At 41.4% G+C, this 16,795-nt stretch carries 18 protein-coding genes and 1 tRNA gene; 11 read left to right on the top strand and 8 right to left on the bottom strand.

Annotation, left to right across the window (positions count from 1 at the left end; translation table 11 throughout):
- Positions 1–8: 8 nt before the first annotated feature.
- The gene (locus HMPREF1212_RS23145) at positions 9–827 is read right to left on the bottom strand and encodes a glycogen/starch synthase (RefSeq protein ID WP_028726997.1); all 819 of its coding nucleotides are present in this window, start codon (positions 825–827) and stop codon (positions 9–11) included.
- A 99-nt stretch (positions 828–926) separates the two neighbouring features.
- Between HMPREF1212_RS23145 and panC the strand changes: the two genes are divergently transcribed.
- The 6 genes from panC to HMPREF1212_RS23115 all read left to right on the top strand — a co-directional run bounded on the left by panC (position 927) and on the right by HMPREF1212_RS23115 (position 6,056).
- Positions 927–1,769 (top strand): pantoate--beta-alanine ligase, encoded by an 843-nt coding sequence (gene panC, locus HMPREF1212_RS23140; RefSeq protein WP_028726998.1) that lies wholly within the window; start codon positions 927–929, stop codon positions 1,767–1,769.
- A gap of 22 nt (positions 1,770–1,791) precedes the next feature.
- On the top strand, positions 1,792–2,142 hold the full coding sequence (gene panD / locus HMPREF1212_RS23135; protein ID WP_028726999.1) for an aspartate 1-decarboxylase: 351 nt from the start codon (positions 1,792–1,794) through the stop codon (positions 2,140–2,142).
- 111 nt (positions 2,143–2,253) lie between these two features.
- Positions 2,254–3,576: an MATE family efflux transporter gene (locus tag HMPREF1212_RS23130; RefSeq protein ID WP_046151353.1), complete on the top strand. Its 1,323-nt coding sequence runs from the start codon at positions 2,254–2,256 to the stop codon at positions 3,574–3,576.
- Between the two features lie 80 nt (positions 3,577–3,656).
- Positions 3,657–4,982: a signal recognition particle protein gene (ffh, locus tag HMPREF1212_RS23125; RefSeq protein WP_046151352.1), complete on the top strand. Its 1,326-nt coding sequence runs from the start codon at positions 3,657–3,659 to the stop codon at positions 4,980–4,982.
- An 18-nt stretch (positions 4,983–5,000) separates the two neighbouring features.
- Entirely contained in the window at positions 5,001–5,897 is an 897-nt protein-coding gene (folD, locus tag HMPREF1212_RS23120) for a bifunctional methylenetetrahydrofolate dehydrogenase/methenyltetrahydrofolate cyclohydrolase FolD (protein ID WP_046151351.1), read from the top strand.
- An 85-nt stretch (positions 5,898–5,982) separates the two neighbouring features.
- A tRNA-His gene (locus HMPREF1212_RS23115) sits at positions 5,983–6,056 on the top strand.
- 57 nt (positions 6,057–6,113) lie between these two features.
- Here the strand turns inward: HMPREF1212_RS23115 and HMPREF1212_RS23110 are convergent.
- Genes HMPREF1212_RS23110 through HMPREF1212_RS23100 form a run of 3 tightly spaced genes read right to left on the bottom strand, consistent with a single transcriptional unit; the run spans position 6,114 to position 9,230 of the window.
- On the bottom strand, positions 6,114–7,757 hold the full coding sequence (locus HMPREF1212_RS23110; RefSeq protein ID WP_046151350.1) for an RluA family pseudouridine synthase: 1,644 nt from the start codon (positions 7,755–7,757) through the stop codon (positions 6,114–6,116).
- 1 nt (position 7,758) lies between these two features.
- A complete protein-coding gene (locus tag HMPREF1212_RS23105) occupies positions 7,759–8,439 on the bottom strand; it encodes a DUF4476 domain-containing protein (protein WP_046151349.1) in 681 nt (226 codons plus the stop codon).
- A gap of 59 nt (positions 8,440–8,498) precedes the next feature.
- The gene (locus HMPREF1212_RS23100; RefSeq protein ID WP_046151348.1) at positions 8,499–9,230 is read right to left on the bottom strand and encodes an SDR family NAD(P)-dependent oxidoreductase; all 732 of its coding nucleotides are present in this window, start codon (positions 9,228–9,230) and stop codon (positions 8,499–8,501) included.
- A gap of 109 nt (positions 9,231–9,339) precedes the next feature.
- On the opposite strand from HMPREF1212_RS23100, the gene HMPREF1212_RS23095 reads away from it, so the two are divergent.
- Positions 9,340–10,380 (top strand): alcohol dehydrogenase, encoded by a 1,041-nt coding sequence (locus HMPREF1212_RS23095; RefSeq protein ID WP_046151347.1) that lies wholly within the window; start codon positions 9,340–9,342, stop codon positions 10,378–10,380.
- A 4-nt stretch (positions 10,381–10,384) separates the two neighbouring features.
- Here the strand turns inward: HMPREF1212_RS23095 and HMPREF1212_RS23090 are convergent, their stop codons facing one another.
- The 4 genes from HMPREF1212_RS23090 to HMPREF1212_RS23075 form a co-directional block, all read right to left on the bottom strand.
- A complete protein-coding gene (locus tag HMPREF1212_RS23090) occupies positions 10,385–10,699 on the bottom strand; it encodes a TIGR04076 family protein (protein WP_046151346.1) in 315 nt (104 codons plus the stop codon).
- Positions 10,700–11,249: 550 nt separating this feature from the next.
- Positions 11,250–12,032, bottom strand: a complete 783-nt coding sequence (locus HMPREF1212_RS23085; RefSeq protein ID WP_046151345.1) for a metallophosphoesterase — start codon at positions 12,030–12,032, stop codon at positions 11,250–11,252.
- Positions 12,029–12,811 carry a hypothetical protein gene (locus HMPREF1212_RS23080; protein ID WP_046151344.1) on the bottom strand — a complete coding sequence of 261 codons (783 nt, stop codon included), beginning with the start codon at positions 12,809–12,811 and terminating at the stop codon, positions 12,029–12,031. The genes HMPREF1212_RS23085 and HMPREF1212_RS23080 overlap by 4 nt, the downstream gene beginning before the upstream one ends.
- Entirely contained in the window at positions 12,799–13,761 is a 963-nt protein-coding gene (locus HMPREF1212_RS23075; RefSeq protein WP_232430207.1) for a hypothetical protein, read from the bottom strand. The genes HMPREF1212_RS23080 and HMPREF1212_RS23075 overlap by 13 nt, the downstream gene beginning before the upstream one ends.
- Before the next feature lie 768 nt (positions 13,762–14,529).
- On the opposite strand from HMPREF1212_RS23075, the gene HMPREF1212_RS23070 reads away from it, so the two are divergent.
- The 4 genes from HMPREF1212_RS23070 to HMPREF1212_RS23055 all read left to right on the top strand — a co-directional run bounded on the left by HMPREF1212_RS23070 (position 14,530) and on the right by HMPREF1212_RS23055 (position 16,500).
- Positions 14,530–14,862, top strand: coding sequence for a hypothetical protein (locus tag HMPREF1212_RS23070; protein ID WP_046151342.1), 333 nt, complete (start codon positions 14,530–14,532; stop codon positions 14,860–14,862).
- 94 nt (positions 14,863–14,956) lie between these two features.
- A complete protein-coding gene (locus tag HMPREF1212_RS23065; protein WP_046151341.1) occupies positions 14,957–15,550 on the top strand; it encodes a hypothetical protein in 594 nt (197 codons plus the stop codon).
- A gap of 63 nt (positions 15,551–15,613) precedes the next feature.
- On the top strand, positions 15,614–16,114 hold the full coding sequence (locus HMPREF1212_RS23060; protein WP_046151340.1) for a hypothetical protein: 501 nt from the start codon (positions 15,614–15,616) through the stop codon (positions 16,112–16,114).
- Between the two features lie 2 nt (positions 16,115–16,116).
- Positions 16,117–16,500, top strand: a complete 384-nt coding sequence (locus tag HMPREF1212_RS23055; protein WP_232430206.1) for a hypothetical protein — start codon at positions 16,117–16,119, stop codon at positions 16,498–16,500.
- Positions 16,501–16,795 lie beyond the last annotated feature (295 nt).

Below are 16,795 nucleotides of genomic sequence, written 5' to 3'. Positions count from 1 at the left end.
TCTCTCACTTATTTAGAATCTAATACGACATCGTAAAATTCGTTGAATGCATCCATATAAGTTTCCGGCGACTGATAAGGAAGGAACGGAGTATCCTTTTTGGTTGCAATATAGTCCAGAACATCCTGGTTGATCGTTTCACTACCTTGTATCACACCGTCGGCAAAGTCGATGGCCAGTTTTGTCAGGCCGGCGAAGCTGGTATCGGCTTTTATGCCTTTCAGATCGCTGTCTTTAGCCCCGTCTGTTTTTAGTTTGTTTGCAAACTCTTTTCTAAACGGTGTATTAAAGTCATCATTATAAATAGAATAGACTATTTTTGCATTTTTAAGACATGGATCGTCCGCATACATTCTTTTTATGTATAATGCAGTCAGTGCAGAGATCCATCCGTGGCAATGGATCACATCCGGTATCCAGCGCAGTTTCTTTACGGTTTCCAATACGCCACGCACATAGAAGATTGAACGGTCGTCGTTATCTTCGTACTCATTCCCATTGTCATCGCAGACAGTGTGTTTACGCTGAAAGAAGTCTTCATTATCAATGAAGTAAACCTGCATGCGTGCGGCCTGAATAGATGCTACCTTGATGATCAGAGGGTGATCTGTATCATCAATGATAAGGTTCATACCTGACAGTCGGATTACCTCGTGCAACTGATTACGTCGCTCGTTGATATTACCGAATTTAGGCATGAAAGTTCTGATTTCGCGACCACGCTCCTGAATGCCTTGCGGCAAGTTTCTGCATATTGTTGCAATCTCAGATTCGGGAAGGTAGGGTGTTATTTCTTGAGCTATAAACAAGATTTTTTTTGCATCCATTCTGTAAACTAGTTTTATAAAGACGGCACAAAGATAATAAATTTCTTTCATTTACGGTAATTATTTATTTGCTTTGCACCGTCAATAAGCATCTAAATGATGAAAATAGTAAACAGCATTCAAGAATTAAAGCGTTATCTAGCCGAAGAACGGCAGCATAACAAGCAAATAGGCTTTGTTCCTACTATGGGAGCATTACACAACGGACATCTGAGCCTGGTGAAGCGTTGCGTGGAAGAAAACGATGTATGCGTAGTAAGCATATTCGTAAATCCGACTCAGTTTAACGACAAAAATGACCTTGCCACTTACCCCCGGACATTGGATAAGGACAGTGCATTATTGGAACCGGTCGGTTGCGATTATGTATTTGCACCGACAGAAACGGAGATGTATCCCGAACCGGATACACGTACTTTTGATTTTGGAACAGTATCGGCTGTGATGGAAGGCGCGCGCCGTCCGGGACACTTCAATGGGGTTGCCCAGATCGTAAGCAAACTATTCTACGCCGTGGAACCCGACAATGCCTATTTCGGAGAAAAGGACTTTCAGCAGATCGCTGTTATCCGTGCTATGGTAAAACAGTTGAATATTCCGGTAAAAATTAACGCTTGCCCGATCCTGCGTGAGGATGACGGACTGGCATTAAGCAGCCGTAATGTACGATTGACACCTGAACAACGTCAAAAAGCACCGTTAATAGCACGTACGTTAAAAGAAAGTACTAACTTTGCAGCCGGTAAAAGCGTGCAGGAGACGATTGATTATGTTGTGAATACGATTAATGCCGACCCTGTTATGCGCGTGGAATATTACGAAATCGTAGACGGGATCACGATGGAATCGATTAAAGACTGGTCGGATACCGAGTATGCAGTAGGCTGTATCACGGTTTATTGCGGTGAAGTCCGGTTGATTGATAACGTGAGGTATAAGTGATAATCAATTTATATAAAAAACGATGTTTATAGAGGTAGTTAAATCAAAGATTCACCGGGTGACGGTAACAGAAGCTAATCTGAATTATATCGGTAGTATTACTGTCGATGAAGATTTGCTGGATGCCGCTAACCTGATTGCGAATGAAAAGGTGGCTATTGTGAACAACAATAACGGTGAACGTTTTGAAACGTATATTATTAAAGGCGAACGTGGATCCGGTGTGATTTGTCTGAACGGTGCGGCAGCCCGTAAGGCACAGCCTGGCGATATCATTATCATCATGTCGTATGCCCTGATGGACTTTGAAGAAGCCAAAACATTTAAACCGGCTGTTGTATTTCCGGATACAGCAACCAATAAACTGATATAGAGCATCGGTAGCAGAATTTAGAATGTTTTTAAACAATAATAAAGAAGCTCGCCGGTCGTCGGCGGGCTTTTTTTGTGGCCTTGTGTTTTCTGTAGAATAAAGTTATAGAGTATGTACACTAATAAACAAATCTGGAATGTAAGTTATCCTATTTTCTTAAGCTTGTTGGCACAGAACATTATTAATGTGACCGATACGGCTTTCCTGGGTAGGGTAGGAGAAGTTGAGTTGGGAGCCTCCGCGATGGGTGGGCTCTATTATATCTGTGTGTTTACGATCGCTTTCGGGTTCAGTACCGGTTCGCAGATCGTGATGGCACGAAGGAATGGAGAACGGCGATACAGTGATGTAGGGCCGGTCATGATACAGGGCGTCTTCTTTTTGCTGGCATTGGCGGCTGTTATGTTTGCAGTGTCCCGTTTCTTTGCCGGGGATATTATGCGGTTCATGATTTCGTCGGATACAATCCTGAATGCTACGGAAGAGTTTCTGAACTGGCGTGTGTTCGGATTTTTCTTCTCTTTCGTAAATGTAATGTTCCGTGCCTTGTTTATCGGTATCACCCGGACGAAGGTGCTGACTTTGAATGCCATAGTGATGGCCCTGACGAATGTACTGCTGGATTACCTGTTGATATTCGGGAAAGGTGGTTTCCCTGAGATGGGAATCAAAGGAGCTGCAATTGCTTCGGTGGCTGCGGAAGCGGTTTCTATTTTGTTCTTTTTGATTTATACTTATTTGACGGTGGATATAAAGAAGTACGCTTTGAACCAGTTCCGTTCATTTGATGTCAAGCTGTTGAAGCGTGTACTGGATATCTCTGTTTTTACCATGCTCCAGTATTTTATTTCGCTCAGTACTTATTTCATGCTCTTTGTCGCTGTGGAACATCAGGGACAACGTGAGCTGGCTATTGCAAATATAGTAAGGAGTGTCTATATCGTTTTACTGATCCCTGTCAACTCCTTGTCGACGGCGACCAATACTTTTGTGAGTAACAGTATCGGTGCCGGTTATAAAAACCAAGTGATCCCGATCATCCGGAAGATTTCAAAGATATCTCTGGGCATTATGGCGGTGTTTGTGTGTATTGCATGCTTTTTCCCCTCGACGATACTGTCTGTCTATACGAATGATACATCTTTGATACAAGCTTCTATACCATCGCTTTATGTGATTTCGGGTGCTTTGCTGATCGCTGCCGTTGCTAATATTGTGTTCAATGGGGTGACAGGTACGGGTAATACACGTTCGGCTTTTGCGATAGAGATCGTTGTGCTGGTCTTTTATACCCTGTTCATTTATGTGGCCGGAATGCGTTTGGGGTTGCCTGTCGCCATTTGTTTCCTGACAGAAGTAATTTATTATACGGGTCTGTTGGTGGCAAGTGTAATTTATTTGAAAAAAGCAGCCTGGCAGAATAAAAAGATTTAGAGGTTTACATCCTTTTTCTTACCTTTGCACCCTATTACGTTAGAAATTAGAAAGAAAAAAAATAAATACACATACAAATTATGTTTGAAAATTTAAGCGAAAGGTTAGACAGGTCGTTTAAACTGTTGAAAGGTGAAGGTAAGATCACCGAGATCAATGTGGCTGAAACACTGAAAGATGTGCGTAAAGCTTTGCTTGATGCCGACGTAAACTATAAAGTAGCCAAGTCGTTTACCGATACAGTAAAGGAAAAGGCGTTGGGACAGAATGTGCTTACATCTGTTAAGCCCAGTCAGTTGATGGTCAAGATTGTACATGACGAGTTGGCCAGTCTGATGGGTGGAACAGCCATCGATGTCGACCTGAAAGGATCGCCGGCTGTTATCCTGATGTCGGGTCTGCAAGGTTCCGGTAAGACTACTTTCTCCGGTAAACTGGCTAACCTGCTGAAAACGAAAAAGAATAAGAAGCCGTTATTGGCTGCTTGTGACGTCTATCGTCCGGCCGCTATCGAACAGTTGCGTGTGGTAGGTGAACAGGTAGGTGTACCTGTTTATATGGAACTGGAAAATAAGAATCCGGTAGAGATCGCAATGAATGCGATCCGTGAAGCCCGTGCGAAAGGCAACGACGTCGTGATTGTCGATACCGCCGGTCGTCTGGCTATCGACGAGCAGATGATGAATGAGATCGCTGCTATCAAGAGCGCTATCCAACCGGATGAAACATTGTTTGTTGTTGACTCCATGACCGGACAGGATGCTGTCAATACGGCGAAGGAATTTAACGACCGTCTTGATTTCGATGGTGTAGTCCTGACTAAGCTGGATGGTGATACCCGCGGTGGTGCCGCCCTTTCTATCCGTACGGTAGTAGACAAGCCGATCAAGTTTGTCGGAACCGGTGAAAAGATGGATGCCCTCGATATCTTCCACCCTGAACGTATGGCCGACCGTATCCTCGGTATGGGTGATATCGTTTCGTTGGTAGAACGTGCTCAGGAACAGTACGACGAAGAAGAGGCAAAACGTTTGCAGAAGAAGATTGCCAAGAACCAGTTCGACTTCAACGACTTCATTTCCCAGATCCAGCAGATTAAGAAGATGGGTAACCTGAAGGAATTGGCTTCTATGATTCCGGGTGTCGGTAAGGCATTGAAGGATATAGATATCGATGATAATGCATTCAAGAGTATCGAAGCGATCATCTACTCGATGACTCCGGATGAACGAACTAATCCGGCTATCCTGAACGGAACACGTCGCCAGCGTATTGCTAAAGGTAGCGGAACAACCATACAGGAAGTAAACAAACTGATCAAGCAGTTTGACGAAACCCGTAAGATGATGCGTATGCTTACAGCAGCTAAACCGGGAAGCAAGAAATTCCCTTCGTTTAAAAGATAAATATTAAAGATATATATTATGGAAGACAATCATTATCAATTACTGGACGGAAAAGCTGTTTCTGCACAAATGAAAAAAGAAATGGCAGAAGAAGTCGCCCAGATCAAAGCGGCAGGAGGTAAGATCCCTCACCTGGCTGCTATTCTGGTGGGTCATGACGGGGGTAGTGAAACCTATGTGGCCAGTAAAGTAAAGACTTGTGAAGAGATCGGTTTCAAATCGACCTTGATTCGCTATGAAGACGATGTGACTGAAGAAGAGTTGCTTCGCCGTGTAGACGAACTGAACAACGATCCGGATGTGGATGGTTTTATCGTACAGCTTCCGCTCCCGAAACACATTTCCGAACAAAAGATTATTGAGGCGATCGATTACCGTAAAGACGTCGACGGATTCCATCCGATCAATGTAGGACGTATGTCGATCGGTCTTCCTTGTTTTGTTTCTGCAACACCGGCAGGTATTCTGGAATTGTTGAAACGCTATGAAATAGAAACCAGCGGTAAGCATTGCGTGGTCTTAGGGCGCAGTAATATTGTCGGTAAGCCGATGGCTATGCTGATGATGCAGAAAAACTATCCAGGTAACTGTACGGTAACGGTTTGTCACAGTCGTTCCAATAACCTGAAAGAAATGTGTCTGAGTGCCGATATCATCATTGTAGCTTTGGGTGTTCCAGAATTCCTGAAAGCGGATATGGTGAAGGAAGGTGCTGTAATTGTTGACGTTGGTACTACCCGTATGCCGAGCAGCGTAACCAAGAGCGGTTATAAGCTGACTGGTGACGTGAAGTTTGATGAAGTGGCTCCGAAATGCTCTTATATTACGCCTGTACCGGGTGGAGTAGGGCCCATGACAATCATTTCATTGATGCGTAATACCCTGTTGGCTGGCAAAAAAGCAATTTATAAATAAATATTCTGCATATTTTTGCTCGAAAAGTTTGCAGAGTAAAAAAATACAGCTATCTTTGCAGCGTCTTAGAAAAAAAGATATACATGGTGGTTGTAGTTCAGTGGTAGAGCACCTGATTGTGGTTCAGGGTGTCGCGGGTTCGAATCCCGTCTTCCACCCGTAAAAACAAAGAAAGTCATTCCTTTTAGGAGTGACTTTTTTTATTTTAGGTCAGGCTTACCTCTGCTTGCCTATGTGAAATTCTGCTTTCTTCTCCACATGAACTATTTCTCCTGTTACCGGATGCTTGAACTCCAGACTTTCGGCATGTAGATACAACCGGTCAGCCTTTTTTCCATATAATTCATCTCCAATAATAGGTGTATTCAGACCTTCGGGATGGGCGGCATGCACACGCAGCTGATGGGTTCGTCCGGTAAGCGGGTAAAATGCGATACGTGTATGATCCGGCTTGCGTTCGAGTACCCGGTAGTTGGTCAAAGCCGGCTTTCCGTATTCTTTATGTACTATTTGACGGGGGCGGTCTGTCGGATCGGGACATAGCGGCAAGTCGATGGTGCCTTCATCTGAGAGGACTGAACCGTCGAGCAGGGCAATATACCGTTTCTTTACTGTCCGGTTTTTGAATTGAGCCTGTAAGTTCTGATGAATGGTCTTTGTCTTGGCCACAAGGAGCAAGCCGGATGTAGCCATATCCAACCGATGCACGATCATGGGGCCGGTTGCGTCCGGGTAACGGGCGGCCAGTCGTTGGTAGACAGAGTCGAGATCCATCTTCCCCGGAACAGAGAGCATTCCGGCTGGCTTGTTGATCACCAACAGGTATTCGTCTTCCAGTAAGATTTCCAGTTCAGTATCACTGTGGATATTCTTGGAGAGCGGGTTGGTCTCTACATCCAGTCCCTGCAACATGTGCTTCAGTATCGGTTCACACTTTCCTTTGCATGCCGGGTAGTAATAGCCATGTCGACGGATCTCTGTTTTCGGGGAATTTCCCCACCAGAACTCTGCCATCGCTATTGGTTTCAGGTGATGCAGGTAAGCATATTGTAATAGCTTGGGAGCTGCGCATTCTCCTGCACCGGCAGGTGGAACCTTTTGTTCCGTTTCACTGAATATATCACATAGATCTCTGATTTCTTTCCGGGCATTCAATATACGGAACTGTTCGAAAAGCTGTTGTTGTAAAGTGGCGGAACGGTTTTTGCGTTCTGTTTTCAATTTCTCTATAACAGACTCGAACGCTTTTACTTTAGATTGTAAAGCTTCGATCCGGTCGTTCCATTGTTGCTTTAACCGCTTCAGTTCCGCTTTCTGAAATTGACTTTCGCGGATCATGTTCGCTAATTCGACTTCACTGGGATTGGTTTGCCGCTTACTTTCACGATCCTTTTGTGCCGCTTTCAGTTGTTCTTTCGCTTCGTTTACGGACTGTTCTGCCTGCCGGATTGTTTCTGTCAAATTGTTTTTGCAGTCGGTGTATTCCTTATCCGCCTGAAGTTGTTTGATCCGGGCATTGATGGCAGATATCCGTTCTTCTTCGATACGAAAGAAACCCTGTGGTTGTTGCAGGTCATAGATCGGTGGAACGAAATAGCTGTGCAGGTTCTTTCCGGCCAGAATGCCGGAGAAGGCGGCCAGGAAACCAAGTTCGCCTGTTTCGGTCTGTACGGTCAGAACACCGAACATTTTTCCCTGTTCCAAATCATTCTCCCAATCCTTCCTGGACAAAAGATAAGCCTGCACTTCCTCTGCTGCAATTACAGAGAGGGGGTGAGGGGTATAATGGAATGGATAAGTGAATTGTTCCGGCAGGGGAATATGTGAAACTGAACGACCGAAAGAATGAAACTTATCCATTTTATCTGCGTGATCCTGCAAACATCTTACGAACTTTATCCTGACTTGACAGGAAATCGAGCGAATCGACAATATCTTCATAGTTTTCCCTGTCGGCTATCCGGGGAGCTACAATATCCAATACTTTCAGTTTGTCATCATCGAATGTATAGATAGACATCAACCGTATGCATTGCTGGCAGGAAAAATAGCGGTTGCCGACTCCGATACTTAACAATTCCAGTTGGTCGTCCTTGAAAGGCTTCGATTTGACTCTGTTATAGAGTTGCTGGAAGTCGTTGTTGCTGATCACTCTGCCGGGACGTACATGATTATTGTGAGGAGGCAATGGCCTGTCGTACTCGATCTCATTCGGTGGGTAAACGGCTACGGGAGGAACCGGAGTCTGGGGAGCATTATCTCCGTTGAACGAGTCCATGTTTGTCACCCTGTCATCCAGGAAATCAACTAAAATCACTGTCCGGGTTCCATAGAGAGGATCCACCTTGATAAACTCCCATTGTTCATATTCATGGTCGAAGCGGCGGAAGTCCGGATTACCAAGTAAATTGGTTATCTCTCTCTTACTCATCCCTTTTTCTATTTTCAGGATGGCGTCTCTGGTCGTTTTGTAACTACCGCAACTACTAAAGAAAAAAGTTCCGATGAGCAGGGATAACGCTATTATTGCCTTCGCTTTCATATTCTTTTTGTTTTATTTGGTGATAAGGTACCTTTTATTCGGGGATAAAGATAATCAATTCAATATATTCTTTTCGATATACCTACACCAATTGTGATGTTTTCCCCATTGATCGATCCGTTTTCTTCCTGACAGAGGAACAAACACATACGGGCAATGTCTTCTCCGAATGCCGGTGTTTGACCGGTAGTGATTGAATTGACTGTTATCTGCCATTCTTCCAGTGAAGCAGCAAGGGCGGATGTCAGCGAGAGGAGACTTCCGGTCAGGACGCTATTTGCCGATAGATTTATTATTCTTCCGTAAGGGTTTACTTCGCTTTGCGACCGGCGGTGAAGGGCGAGCAGGCGTGATGTGACGAAGGTCGATAGCAGATTAGCAGAAAGGTTTTGCTCGAAATCTTCTATGCTGGTTTCTATGATTGGAGTCACTTTGCTGTCACTTGTATTATTGACCAGTATATCCAGGTCACCCCAATCTTCCAGCATGTGTTGCAGGCAATTTCCCAAAGATACCTTGTCGTTGATATTTGCGTGATAAAAGGTTGTGCCGGTCTTCTCGGCCAAGAGCTTTCCTGCCTCTTCATCCATACCGCCGAATGCAACCCGGTGACCAGCCATGCGGAATGCTTTCACAATCACTCTGCCGAGATCTCCGGTTCCTTCCGTAACAAAAACTCTTCTGGTTTTATGGAGTGTATTTGCCTTTTTCTTACCGTAGCCGGTTGTTGTCCCGGCATTTTTTCTGGATCGGTATTCCTCATATTTCTTTTCCAGGTAGTTGTCTGCCATGATCTACTTACTTTTATAATATGTATGGCAAAGATACGTTTTTTATTTCTGAACCGATAAATCATTATCTTTGCAATAGGATGGATCTATTAATTTAAAAGAGAATATTATGCTTGCATATACATATAAAGAACACGGAAAATTCGAATTACTGGAGAAGCCGAAGCCTGAAATCCAGGATTCACGGGACGCGATCGTACGTGTGACGCTTGGCAGTATCTGTACCAGTGACCTTCATATCAAACACGGTAGTGTACCACGTGCTGTGCCGGGAATAACGGTAGGGCATGAGATGGTTGGTATTGTGGAAGAGGTCGGTTCTGATGTCACTTCAGTTAAGCCTGGTGACAGGGTGACTGTGAATGTCGAAACATTTTGTGGGGAGTGCTTCTTTTGTCGGAAGGGTTATGTCAACAATTGTACCGATCCTAATGGAGGTTGGGCTTTAGGATGCCGGATCGATGGTGGTCAGGCGGAATATGTTCGGGTTCCTTATGCTGACAGGGGCTTGAATTGCATTCCTGATACCGTTAGTGATGAGCAGGCATTGTTTGTCGGCGATGTACTTGCAACAGGTTTTTGGGCTGCACGTATCTCGGAAATTTCGGAGGATGACACTGTCTTTATTATTGGTGCCGGCCCTACCGGAATCTGTACTTTGCTTTGTGTGATGCTGAAGAAGCCAAAACGCATCATTGTCTGTGAGAAGTCGCCTGAAAGAATCCGGTTTGTCCGTGAGCATTATCCTGAGGTTTTGATAACGGAGCCGGAACACTGCAAAGAGTTCGTATTAAATAACAGCGATCATGGTGGAGCGGATGTTGTATTGGAAGTCGCGGGGAGTGCGGATACTTTTCGTTTGGCGTGGGAATGTGCCCGTCCTAATGCCATCGTCACTATCGTAGCTCTTTATGATAAACCTCAGCTCCTTCCTTTACCTGATATGTATGGCAAGAACCTGACTTTTAAAACAGGTGGAGTAGATGGTTGCGATTGTGCCGAGATTCTCTGCCTGATAGAAGAAGGTAAGATAGATACTACTCCTCTTATCACACATCGGTTTCCGCTGAATAAGATAGAGGAGGCTTACCGTATCTTTGAGAATCGATCGGATGGGGTTGTTAAGGTGGCGGTATGTGAGCAGGTGTGAATTCTCACTCTGCTTCCTCTTCCAATGCCTCTATCAAAAAACTGACGGGGCGGAAGCCATCATTGCATGAAATCATAGCTGACTTCTCATTTTTCATCCATCCATTATAAAGATTACTGCCTCCATGCGCCAAAGTCATAACAAAGGGAGACATGCTCTCCCACGCGCTATCACACATATCTTCAGGCTTCTTCCAACCGTTAGCAATAAAAACTCGCCCTTCCTTCATATCGCAAGCATGTTCCATCGGATTCTCATATTTCTCCATTAAATCTTGATAGCAAGCCATTCTTATAACGGTGATCTTACATTTTTTCATAACTTTTATTTATGTATTCTGCTGGTAGTATAACTATTTACTTACCGATGCAGTAAGCAGACCATGTTTATTATCAGTTATTTAAGCTTTAAAAGGTAGAAAAATTTTGCATTTTGGCAAATTGTATACTTTTTGGCACTTGATATTCGACTTTAACATCTTTAACTTCCGTTTACACGAAATCAGCCCTATAACCTTACAAATCAGCCACAAAGATAATCAAAACCAAGGACTTTTATTCAGTAAATTGCATCAATTTGAGGTGGAATTAAGAGCGACCGAATAAAATCAGGTGAATTTTCTGGTTTCACTTCAATCTATTTTCTACTGCTTCACTTTCTACTCAAAATATTATCGACATTTGCTGTTGGAAAGTGAAGTTGGTTTTTTGTCAGTATCGCACCACTTCTATTTTCAATTGCTGATAAGCAAGATTCCATATTTTATGGAAAGAACCTCGTCACATGTAAATCTTCGATGAGCACATCAAATTATTTGAAATAAAATCTATGCATAATCTGATAATAACGAATGATGGAAGGAGATAGATTTATTCTATAGTATCAGTTCCACTAATAGCTATAGTTTTTCCGGATTCAAAAGCTATATGTTCATTATGAAAAACATAACCTAACTGATTTGATATACACCATGTATTCCCAATTTTTACATCTACATTATAGTGTGAATGACCATAAATCCAATAATCAATATCGCTTTCTTTGATGTAGTCCTTCAACTCAACTATGAAGGCTCCATTGGCCTTGCTATTAATAAACTTAGGGCATTCCATAAGGAATGAAGGAACATGGTGGGTCACTACAATCTTTTTTTGAGCAGTACTGCTTGAAACGGCATTTTTGATGAAGTCTAAACATCGTTTGTGTTCCATGTTGAACTCAGAAAAAGTCAGTAAATTCCCTTTGTACATAATCCTGCGAAAATCACTTATAACCTGTTCGGTGTAGTACGAATCCTTCAAGGCAACAGATGACCATAGCGTTGAAACAATAATATCAACACCATTCATAGAAATTACACTGTTGTAATAACTATGTACATTCTTTCTAATCTCAAGACAATAGTTGTCGTAAAGATTTGCAATATCGTAGTACTTGTAAAACTCGTGATTGCCCATGCATACAATCACCTCTTTGAAATTCTCAGATGCCCAATCCCAAAATGGATGTTTGCAATAATTGTCATCTCCCAAGTAACCGATATCACCTGCTAAAATTAGGATATCACCTTTAACCTCCAATGGGTTATCTCGCAGATAACGCCAATTGTCAGCAAACTCTAGGTGAAGGTCTGATGCATATTGTATAATCATTGTTCAGGAACGAATAAGTTGTTTAATTGTTCAAGTAACGCATCTACAAACTCTTGGTCTTGGTCTAAAGCTTTAGCCAATGGATTAGATAATGTATCCCAATCGGCACGAATGGATGAAACGAAATCCTTAACACAATCCACTATTGCCATCGGTGCCGATATAGATTCATCAGTAATGATGACTACATTCTTCAATACATCTGAACGATGCTTTTTAATATCCTTACTATTAACATGCTTACCCTCTGCTTTATCTTGTAAAAGATTGAGGTAGGCACGAGTCTTTAAGCAAACCAAAGCCGCAGAGTCTGCATGACGTACACCATCTGTAAGCTTGCTGTGCTTGATTGTAAAATGATAGAAATCATCATCCATGATAATGGCACTAAGACTAGAAACATCTCCATCTATCGGCAACGGCTCAATTACAAGGTTGCTGGGTTCTCCTAATATATCAGGATGACGTGAAAGCAATTCTATCATTTCCGGATAACCTGTTTTGCCATCTACAAAACGATATAATTCATATTTTGCAGGTTCACCCTCTATCTGCTTTCTCTTCTCCGGACGATAACCGGCTTCTTTTACAAACTCCCAAAACCTTTTTGCAAACGAAGGTGTCATATTCTCTACTATCACGGTCATATCTATATCGTGAGTCGCACGAGGTCTGACAACTGTACCTTGCATGGTTATATCACATGCAGTTCCTCCAATAATCACATAATTATCTGAATAAGCTTCAAAAGCTTCTTTGAATATTTCTAATCCTTCCATTCTGTTTCATTAATTAATCGTTCAACTTCTCCCTCTACTCGTGGGTCTTCATCATCTTTAAGTGAAATTGCGAGAGAGAGTCTATCCACCCACTCATGCTTATCATCCTTCAAGCCAACAGGAGGATATTTCCATACCTCAACTATGATGTTGCCGTCATATTTGTTTGCATTCACCAAAACATCAGATTCTTTGATTCCTTGCCATTGTTGTTTGGTCATCACCAACATCTTTTCAGAGTCTGGATTCAGCATTGTATAATGTGATAGCGCATTTATACCACCGATGGGATAAAAACCTTGAGTATGAAGTTGGTCGCAATAGACTGTTTCATCAACCGGATTGATTAAATAGTTCTGAGCTGCATCCCATAGCTTTCTGCCACTTAATTCAAACTGTATAACCTTAGATTTGCCATTTATAGTTGTTCTTGAAAGCAATCCCAATTCTTCTAGGCAAGCTATGCCTAGAGTTATGCTTGTGTATGAATATGGAATTATATTCTCCAAACTTCTTGCCGATTCTCCGTTTATTCCTTTTGTTTGGAGGTGATATAATAAAATATATTGTGCTACGGGTGTAAGTATTTTTGCTGGCTTTGCTGTCTTCATCCTTTCGTTTGCCATCAGGTTGGGTAAGAAAGCAAATTTTTCAGATACGATAAAAAATACATTCTTATCAATCAGCCTCTGTCGTTCAAAAGCTGGACACGAAGTAAGAATATAAACTATAGGCTTTTTGAAAAGTGTATTCAACCTATCAGAAGTAATAGCTAAAGAACGAGGTGTACCAGGATTCTTCTTTGGCTCAACAAAAACCATAGAAACACCACCAGCCACGGCACTATAAAAAGTGTAAGATAGCGCATCACCTATGGTGATACCTTTTAGTTGTGCCTTAGTAATTTCTGCTAGTTGAATTGTTCTTCCCAATAGTATAACATTCTTCATAATATCTATTTTGCATCATTTCAATAACATATTAAAACGATGCAAATATACACATAATATCCGAATAAACAGTGAGATAGAATTATAATTCGTTGTTTGTAAAATTAAAAACTGCAAAATTGACGTTTTTATATCTAATCTGTACATAAAAGACCACTGATTTAGTCTTAACTTATAATGCAATAGTAATATATTAGTTGAAATATATTCCGCTACAAAGTGTATCCGTTATTGCTTATTCTACTTTTCTTTATAGATCTCAATATAACTTTCAGCAATCTATTGTAAGTAGTATTAAGTATAGATATAAGTATTTATACCCTTATATATACATAAGAAATACTTGTACTTCAATAATTCCAGACAAGAAAAAAAGTCTTGGAATTTATAATATTAAGCCTTTAGATCTGATTGTATAATTTGTAAGTATAAGTATAGGTATTCATCCTCTTATATACATATAAGGCCATACTTGTACTTTTTCTCTTCACCGGTACACCATTTTTATAAAATCTATCACCCTTATACATGTCGTTCAATTAAATCTTCGTCTTTCCGGGTTTTGATGTCAATTGTGATGCAAAGGTATATGTGCTGCTTTCTGCTTTGCAAGGTAATGCCGCATGCTTTCTGTGAAAATCTCCACCTATACAGGTTGTATTTACACATAAAACCTTGCACGCATTATCATCACACCTTGTTAGGCATCAGAATTTAATCAATCCCGTAAGAAGCGGAAGCTAAACATAGGGAATAAAAATTATTAATATGATGCAGATAGCAAGCAGATTCGTACAATGGGCAGTCCCTTCATTGGAGACGCTCAAGGATAGCAAGGTTTATCAGTTGCGTGAACGCCTTAATCAAGGTGGCAAGTTGGACAGGAAGGAGAAAAACTGGCTCACTGAAGCCATGAACCAAAATACCTATTTCAAAAGAGCAGTTCCTCTTCAAGGTTGGAAGTTTGATTTCAGTGATGTTTGTCACTTGTATTGGGTGAAGTCCAGGTACGGACAGATATCAGAATACTATGCTCTTGACAAGACATCGCTCAGAAGCATTTTATCAGGCAGTGATAATCATATTGTTGAACTTATATAGATTGAAATAGCGTTGCTGAGATTGTGACTTATAGAGATGAAGTCATCATCTATGATTAATGAAATTATTAACTAACAATTAAAAAAATACTATCATGGCAAATCTGTGTGATACTCAATTTATTATTACCTGTGGTTCAAAAGAACCTATCATGAACCTTTGGGAATCCATGAAAGAACTGGGAGCGGAAAAAGGCTACATGCCGTTACATCAACTAGCCGAGCACTACGGCATAGACTATGAGAAGAAATGTATATCAGTGAGAGGGCACGTTTATTGGGCTGATATCGAAGCCAACGAAGAGGATGACCTTTACAAACTATCATTTGATGTAGAGAGTGCATGGTCGCCTACCATCGAATTATTCGAGGAGATTGATTCCAAGCTTGGAGAATTGTTTAATATACATTACCGAGCCATTGAATGTGGATGTGACATCTTTATTGTTCATGACCCGACTTACTCATTCTTTCCAGAGGAAGCCTGTGTCTCATCTTCAGGTAACCCATTTGAAGATTGTCTTGAGGATTGCTTTGATACTGTTGCCGATGCAATAAATCATTGGTCATCTATCATGGGAATATCTCAAGGAAACAGAACTGAGGATGAAATGCTGGACTACATCAACGGCTTTGAATACGATGATGAAAACACTTATTTCTACATCAACCGTTTCGTATTCGAGTAATTATTAACCGTCGGGGCTGAACACCTTCATTTGGCTATAGCCCCGGCATAAATCAAATTAAAAATGAGAAATATATTTAAAATCGCCACTATGTCTATCTTGATAGCCGGCACTATGTGTTCCACTTCTTGTAATTCCAACGATGGTATTTTGGAGGAAATAGAAGATGCACAACCTGAAACAGCTAAGTGGCAAGAGCCTTATCATACAATCGGAGCATCTGTAGACCAAGTTAAATCCTATATGGCGGTATCTATGAAAACGTATTCTCTGCAACGTGAGATTACTTCGTCATGCATCCAATTATCCTATTCAAATGGAAAAGGACAAGAAGGTATTCTATATAGTTTTGGGCTGAATAATGGAGCACTATTTTCAGTCATAGACACGGAATCAATGGCAAGGAAAGAAAGCATTACAGCCTACCTACGTCAGCAATATAGTCTGATAGCAGAAAGCGATGGTCAGGTAATTTTCACCAATAAGGATAAGGATATCATTGTCAATACTGAGTATGTTTCAGACGAGTATTTCAATGTGTGCTATTCTTTTGTAAGCAAATAAGTATGAGTACATTAAAAACTCAAAGCAAAGCAGGGGGCATAGAGAATAAAATTCGCAATGCTTCTGAAAGTCTGGGGTGGAGCTTAAATACATATCAGTCATCCACCAATCAGCATACTTTTGAATTTTCCCAATATTCTCCGGCTGGTCAGGACTTTTCATTTGAGATAACGATGGAAGATGAGAAAGCAGAGTCTTTTATAAAGAGTCTCCAGGATTACTATGAAGGCTTTGATGTCGATTATGAGACTTATTTATGGATAGGAAGTGATGGACACGGGAAGAATGGCGCACCATATTGCATAAAGGATATACTCGTTGACATGGAATCTGTAGAGGATATGATTCAGAAACTTTTTCAGGCTCTTGAGGACGCATTAATATGAAAAGCTCAATAAGATTTCTGTGTTTCATTTAAGAATTTAGCCTATCTGATGACTCAGGTAGGCTTTTCTATACTAATCCCAATCATTGAGATTCTCAAGGTTCCATTCCATTACAGGAATTTCAGATTGCTCCCCACTTATGGGTGCATTACATTTTATTTCTTCACAGGAACAATGTTCGTGGCAACAGTGATCATGCTGGCATTCGCTGCCACAAGAACAATCGCATTCCTCTTGTATATTATCAAGTAACATTCTTTTTTAGACTATTATTAAATCACTTGTAAAGATAAAA

It is taken from the genome of Parabacteroides sp. HGS0025 (assembly GCF_000969845.1).
Lineage (GTDB): Bacteria > Bacteroidota > Bacteroidia > Bacteroidales > Tannerellaceae > Parabacteroides > Parabacteroides gordonii.
The sequence above is the reverse complement of the archived record's forward strand: the minus strand, read 5'-3'. Positions and strand labels throughout refer to the sequence as shown.

Bases quoted from the DNA above. Each gene is read 5' to 3' on its own strand.
- HMPREF1212_RS23145 (WP_028726997.1), bottom strand. From the start codon at position 827: ATGGATGCAAAAAAAATCTTGTTTATAGCTCAAGAAATAACACCCTAC.
- panC (WP_028726998.1), top strand. From the start codon at position 927: ATGAAAATAGTAAACAGCATTCAAGAATTAAAGCGTTATCTAGCCGAA.
- panD (WP_028726999.1), top strand. From the start codon at position 1,792: ATGTTTATAGAGGTAGTTAAATCAAAGATTCACCGGGTGACGGTAACA.
- HMPREF1212_RS23130 (WP_046151353.1), top strand. From the start codon at position 2,254: ATGTACACTAATAAACAAATCTGGAATGTAAGTTATCCTATTTTCTTA.
- ffh (WP_046151352.1), top strand. From the start codon at position 3,657: ATGTTTGAAAATTTAAGCGAAAGGTTAGACAGGTCGTTTAAACTGTTG.
- folD (WP_046151351.1), top strand. From the start codon at position 5,001: ATGGAAGACAATCATTATCAATTACTGGACGGAAAAGCTGTTTCTGCA.
- HMPREF1212_RS23110 (WP_046151350.1), bottom strand. From the start codon at position 7,757: ATGGATAAGTTTCATTCTTTCGGTCGTTCAGTTTCACATATTCCCCTG.
- HMPREF1212_RS23105 (WP_046151349.1), bottom strand. From the start codon at position 8,439: ATGAAAGCGAAGGCAATAATAGCGTTATCCCTGCTCATCGGAACTTTT.
- HMPREF1212_RS23100 (WP_046151348.1), bottom strand. From the start codon at position 9,230: ATGGCAGACAACTACCTGGAAAAGAAATATGAGGAATACCGATCCAGA.
- HMPREF1212_RS23095 (WP_046151347.1), top strand. From the start codon at position 9,340: ATGCTTGCATATACATATAAAGAACACGGAAAATTCGAATTACTGGAG.
- HMPREF1212_RS23090 (WP_046151346.1), bottom strand. From the start codon at position 10,699: ATGAAAAAATGTAAGATCACCGTTATAAGAATGGCTTGCTATCAAGAT.
- HMPREF1212_RS23085 (WP_046151345.1), bottom strand. From the start codon at position 12,032: ATGATTATACAATATGCATCAGACCTTCACCTAGAGTTTGCTGACAAT.
- HMPREF1212_RS23080 (WP_046151344.1), bottom strand. From the start codon at position 12,811: ATGGAAGGATTAGAAATATTCAAAGAAGCTTTTGAAGCTTATTCAGAT.
- HMPREF1212_RS23075 (WP_232430207.1), bottom strand. From the start codon at position 13,761: ATGAAGAATGTTATACTATTGGGAAGAACAATTCAACTAGCAGAAATT.
- HMPREF1212_RS23070 (WP_046151342.1), top strand. From the start codon at position 14,530: ATGATGCAGATAGCAAGCAGATTCGTACAATGGGCAGTCCCTTCATTG.
- HMPREF1212_RS23065 (WP_046151341.1), top strand. From the start codon at position 14,957: ATGGCAAATCTGTGTGATACTCAATTTATTATTACCTGTGGTTCAAAA.
- HMPREF1212_RS23060 (WP_046151340.1), top strand. From the start codon at position 15,614: ATGAGAAATATATTTAAAATCGCCACTATGTCTATCTTGATAGCCGGC.
- HMPREF1212_RS23055 (WP_232430206.1), top strand. From the start codon at position 16,117: ATGAGTACATTAAAAACTCAAAGCAAAGCAGGGGGCATAGAGAATAAA.